Raw genomic sequence first — 4,147 nt, 5'->3', positions numbered from 1 at the left:
GGGCACAGCCTGGCAGGTTTACACACCAGACCCGCCCGCGCTTTTTCACTTTCAACTTTGCACTTTCAACTCAACCAATCAGCGGATCACTACAAAGAACACACCGCCGTTACGATTCACCCGCAACAGCAGGGTGCCATCCTTGTCACTGATAGCATTACGCAGTTCCGCCGTGTTCACCACATCCTGACGGTTGGCGTTGATGATCACATCTCCACGGCGCAACCCGGCCCGCCAGGCGGGAGAGCCCTGTTTCACATCGTCCACCAGTACGCCGCTATCCGCGTGCTGCAGTTCCCCTTTGCGAAGGTCCCGCAGGCTGGCGCCTTGCAGGTACTTGGAAACAGACTCACCGCTGGAGGCCTGCTGGGATGACTCGCTGATAACCGCTGTCATCTCTCGCTTTTTGCTATCACGCAAGACGGTCAGCGTCACCTTCTCACCCACCGGCGCCATGCCGACCTTGTTACGCAGATCCGCCGCCCGCTTCACCGGGCGGCCGTCTACGGCAATCACCACATCTCCACTCTTGATGCCGGCCTTCTCCGCGGCACCATCCTCTAGCACCTGAGTGATGACCACACCGCGCTGGCGATCAACCCCAAAGGCCTCGGCAAGCTCGGCAGTGAGATCCTGAACGGTAACACCCAGCACGCCGCGGCGAACTTCACCATGCTCGATGAGCTGGTGCATCACGTTCTCGGCCATTTCCGTGGGGATGGCAAAACCGATACCTACATTGCCGCCGGCGGGAGCGATGATGGCAGTGTTGATGCCCACCAATTCGCCGCGCAGGTTCACCAAAGCGCCACCGGAGTTGCCCGGATTGATGGACGCATCGGTCTGGATAAAGCTTTCGTAGCCTTCAATCCCCAGACCGGTTCGACCCAGCGCAGAGACAATACCACTGGTAACCGTCTGCCCCAGCCCGAAGGGGTTACCGATCGCCACAACGAAGTCGCCCACTCGCAAGCCGGTGGAATCAGCAATAGCGATTTGCGTCAGATCATTGGCCGACTCCAGCTTGAGTACCGCCAGATCCACTTCCTCATCGGTACCGACCAATTCTGCTGACAACTCGCGGCCGTCGGTAAGAGTGACTTCAATGGAATCCGCGTTCTTCACCACATGGGCATTGGTCAGCACATACCCCGCCTCGGCATCCACAATCACGCCGGAACCGGCACTGGCGGCACGGCGCTCTCGTTGTTGATGCTCGGGAATGTTGAAGAAACGGCGGAAGAAGGGATCTTCCATCAGTGGATTCCGGGCAGTGCGAATCCGCGTTTCGATAGCAATATTGACCACCGCCGGAGAGGTCTCCTCCAGCATGGGCGCCAGCGATGGCAACGCCTGGCCGTCACTAGTGGCGGATGGCAATGCCGCCTGTGCTGGCGAAAAAACGATGGCACACAGTGCCAGTACCCAGACAACGGGTTGCAGCGGTTTTTTGGTATTCAACAACGTCGTTCCTCCTGTGCTGAGAAAACAATCAAAAAGGATATCGCCAGTGGAGACCTTCCCACCACCATACAGCGAATGCAGTGGCCGCTCGGGGCGGATAGCAACGCCGTACTGTTTTTCTGACATTGCTTCAGGGCGACGGTTCCGAGGCAAACACTCTCACCCCGTTGTACTCGCTGGATTCCCCCAGATCCGGCCAGGTGCAGGACTGCCACTGCCCCAGCAACTGGTAGCCGGGCGGGTTCAGATCCGGCACCCGAGAATCGGCCAGCAGCACCTGGGCCGCCTGTTGGAAGCGGGCCAGCAGTGGCAGGTTTTCCCGGTCGTAAAGTATGTCCGCTGCGGTCACCAGATCCGCCGCCGCCAGGGCGGTGTCCAGGTCCTGGCTCAGTTCGATCTCGACCCGGTTCTCGGCTCCATTGAGAGCCGTGGCGGTTAGCGCATCCTGGTCCAGATCACAGGCAATCACCCGTGCGGCACCTGCCAGGGCCGCAGCAATGGCGACCACCCCGGAGCCCGGCCCCACATCCACCACACAACGGCCCTTGACCCACTCGGGATGGCTGAGCAGGTATTCCGCCAGCACCTGCCCAGACGCCCAGCAAAACGACCAGTAAGGCGGTTCTTCCATAATCGCATTGACGATGTGCGGGTCCAGGGCCTTTTCGGGAAACAGCTCATCCAGTAGCCATAAACGGATCTGTGGTGTCTTAGGTAAAGCCTGGCAGACCAGGGATACCGCCGGTAATACGCGGTGGAGCCGTTCATGTAAGGCGGCAAGGCCTACTCTTTCCTGATTGCTTGTCATACCCTAGGGCCTTGTTTCGCCAATCCAAAATCGTCCAAGAGAATAACAAAATGACCGGCAGACAGGCATGGATCGGTCTCACCGCCCTACTTCTCACCCTGGTGAGCCCATTACAGGCACGGGAAATCTGGACCGAGGGCGTCCCCGATCCCTACTTTGAGCATTTCCTGGATTTCTACAAGGCGGACCCCAGCGCCATGGGCCGCTGGGCCTCAGGACTGCGCAATATTTCCACCGACCAGCTTGATCGTACTCTCAAGGCTCTGGATACCACCCAGTTCACCTACCTCTACCCCATGGAGATGAAGGGCTTCGAGCTGGCAGAACATAACGGCATCCCTACCGAAGAGCTGTCACTGATGGCCGTGCGCGCGGGCAAGCTGATTCCGATTCCCTTCCAGATTGACGAGTTCGACAAGACCGGCCTGATCTGGATCGATGGCCACAATGATCACGAACCGGAAGGCGAGCCGGGTATTTTTGATGATTTCGACGAGCTGGCCTTCATGTTCCGTGACGGCGGCTGGGACCGTTTTGATCCGCAGCAACATGAGCTGAAGGCAGGCAGCATGCTGGAAGAAATCCGCCTGGACTCCCCACGAAACCAGCCCCGCTATATTTACCTGGTGCGCAATAACAGCGAACGCTCGCGGGCAGACTATGTGCAGGTGGATCTGGAAAACGGTCGCATCGAAACCACGCTGATGCAGATGGACTACGACGCCAAGGATTTCACCCAGATCCAGGGCATGTCCCCCCGGCTTGGCCCACATAAGGACGTAAATGTTATCGACAACATTTACGTGAACATCAGCACCGGGATTTTCAACCAGAACCTGAGAGTGGACCTGGATACCCGCAAAAACATCAAGGCCACCCCCGTTGCCGTCAGGGACGGCGCAGTCAGGGCCTCGATCCTGGTCAAGGCGCGCATCTGGTACGCCTTCATGCCAACGTTTTTCAGCCAGAAATTCCAGGTGGATTTCTACGAACAGTCAGTGACTATTCCTTCCCGCTTTGCCATTGGCAGCGTCAAGGTACTGAAATTTTTCCTGATGTTCCTGCGCGAACCCCGCATCCACTTTGCCATCGACTTCCACAACCTGGAGGGTGCGCGGATCACCTATGATTCCGTCTATGGCAAGGGCCAATACGGTATCGTCGATGGTGAGATGAACGATTTCGAGCATACTCTCGGCGCGACCCGACTACCCGGGGACTGGCTGCATATGGATTCCAATCAGGGCTGGGAAATGTTTTTCAGCAACCATATGCCAGTAGTGCCTGATGGGTTGTTCGATGCCTTTCTCGATGGCATGTCCATGAACATGTTCTACGAGGACGACAAGGCAAGCACCACCAAGTACGAGCGCCACCCGGGTGCCACCCCGCGACTGGGCTTTGAGAGTGAGGGCATGCCGCGCACGGTCATTGATCTGCTTGGTGGCATCCCCAAACTGGATTATCTGGACATGGACAGCCTTGGCGAAGCCATTCTGGCATTGGCGGATGCGGAGGAAGACGGTGCCTTTGACAAGTACGACGAGGTGGTCAACCAGCGCTTGAGGGAACTAAAAAAGGAAGGTCGTTTTCCCTCGGTAGCGGCTCTGGCTGACGCGTTCCTGGCCGACCTTAACCGGATGAATTTTTCCGGTATCGCTCGCGATGATTTCAATAGCCTGATGCGCCAGGCCATACTGGATACCACCAAGCAGGTGGATCAGGTGCACCACGGCAAAGTGCTGCAACGCATGGTGGAACTGGCCGAGGAACGGGACATTGATATCCGCCGGCTACGCTACGCCACCATGGATAACACCCTGTGGTTCCCGGCCTGGGTGGGCGAAGGCGGCGCCGCCGACTTCCACTGGCAGG

General features: G+C 58.0%; 3 protein-coding genes. 1 reads left to right on the top strand and 2 read right to left on the bottom strand.

Translation table 11 applies throughout. The annotated features are described in order from the left end of the window. Positions 1–78 precede the first annotated feature (78 nt). Both B3Q33_RS10560 and B3Q33_RS10555 read right to left on the bottom strand, forming a co-directional pair. The gene (locus tag B3Q33_RS10560; protein ID WP_272963190.1) at positions 79–1,461 is read right to left on the bottom strand and encodes a DegQ family serine endoprotease; all 1,383 of its coding nucleotides are present in this window, start codon (positions 1,459–1,461) and stop codon (positions 79–81) included. Positions 1,462–1,594: 133 nt separating this feature from the next. Then, entirely contained in the window at positions 1,595–2,272 is a 678-nt protein-coding gene (locus tag B3Q33_RS10555; protein ID WP_272963189.1) for a class I SAM-dependent methyltransferase, read from the bottom strand. Positions 2,273–2,322: 50 nt separating this feature from the next. On the opposite strand from B3Q33_RS10555, the gene B3Q33_RS10550 reads away from it, so the two are divergent. Next, a partial coding sequence (locus tag B3Q33_RS10550) for a hypothetical protein (RefSeq protein ID WP_286827520.1) occupies positions 2,323–4,147 on the top strand: 1,825 nt, incomplete at its 3' end.

This window comes from Alcanivorax sp. UBA3183 (assembly GCF_002364155.1).
GTDB classification, from domain to species: domain Bacteria; phylum Pseudomonadota; class Gammaproteobacteria; order Pseudomonadales; family Alcanivoracaceae; genus Alcanivorax; species Alcanivorax jadensis.
This window is presented reverse-complemented; position numbering and strand designations above follow the sequence as displayed.